Annotated in this window: 2 protein-coding genes; one reads left to right on the top strand and one right to left on the bottom strand. The window is 67.6% G+C overall.

Annotation, left to right across the window (positions count from 1 at the left end):
• The coding region (locus tag AC1D15_RS34745; RefSeq protein ID WP_477829656.1) for a hypothetical protein at positions 1-264 on the bottom strand (264 nt) is incomplete at its 3' end.
• A 262-nt stretch (positions 265-526) separates the two neighbouring features.
• Here AC1D15_RS34745 and AC1D15_RS34740 point away from each other — a divergent pair.
• The coding region (locus AC1D15_RS34740; protein WP_477829655.1) for a SurA N-terminal domain-containing protein at positions 527-897 on the top strand (371 nt) is incomplete at its 3' end.

Genomic DNA, 897 nt, shown 5'->3' with positions numbered 1-897 from the left:
CACGAAGTTCGCGAACTGCCGCTCGAAGCGGCCGCGCGTCGAGCGGTGGCTCGCCGTCAGCAACGCCGACAACGACACCTGCGCCAGCACCACCTGCTCGGGAAAGGCCTCGCACAGCCGCTGGAACATCGGCTGTTCCTGCTTGCCCAGCGGCCGCCGCGCCACCGGCGCCACGCCCGGCTCGCGCGCCGCGCGGTTCTTCATCACGCCCAGCACGGCCAGCCCGGCCAGCAACAGCACGGTCACCACCAGCACGATCGTCATTCGCGAGCCCTTGCATCGATTGCGGTGCAGCGATTGTGCGGGTGCCCCACCCATTCAAGGGGGGTAGCCGGGCGTCACGAACTCGCGCCGGGTGTAACCAAGCTCCGCAATTGCAACCGGGAAGCGTGCACTGCGTCACATGGGCATCAGTCTTGCTCATACCGGATTCTGTTTTTGTCATATTGGTGCCTTCCCTGAGTCGCGTTCAATCGATCACGGCCGCGGGCGGCACGTGAGGAGAAGTCATTTGCCACATCCACGCATGCCCACGACCGTTCGACCCGTTCTGCGCGCCGGCCTCGTGCTGGGCTGCGCACTCGTGATGGCCGCCTGCGGCAGCAAACGCGAAGGGGCGACCCAGGTGGCGGCGAAGGTGAACAAGGAAGAGATCTCGGTGCACCAGATCAACTTCCTGATGCAGCGCCAGGGCACCCTGAAGCCGGAGCAGGTCGAGACCGCGAGCCGCAAGACGCTCGACGCGCTGATCGACCAGGAACTCGCGCTGCAGGCCGCCAACGAGCAGCGCCTCGACCGCGATCCGCGCGTCGTGCAGGCCATCGAGGCCTCGCGGCGCGACATCCTCGCGCGCGCCTATGCCGAGCGGCTCGCCGAGAGCGCCGCGGTGCCCACCGA

This window comes from Rhizobacter sp. P2_H2, assembly GCF_056403375.1.
Note: the sequence above shows the minus strand (reverse complement) of the source record. Positions and strands in the feature narration are given on the sequence as shown.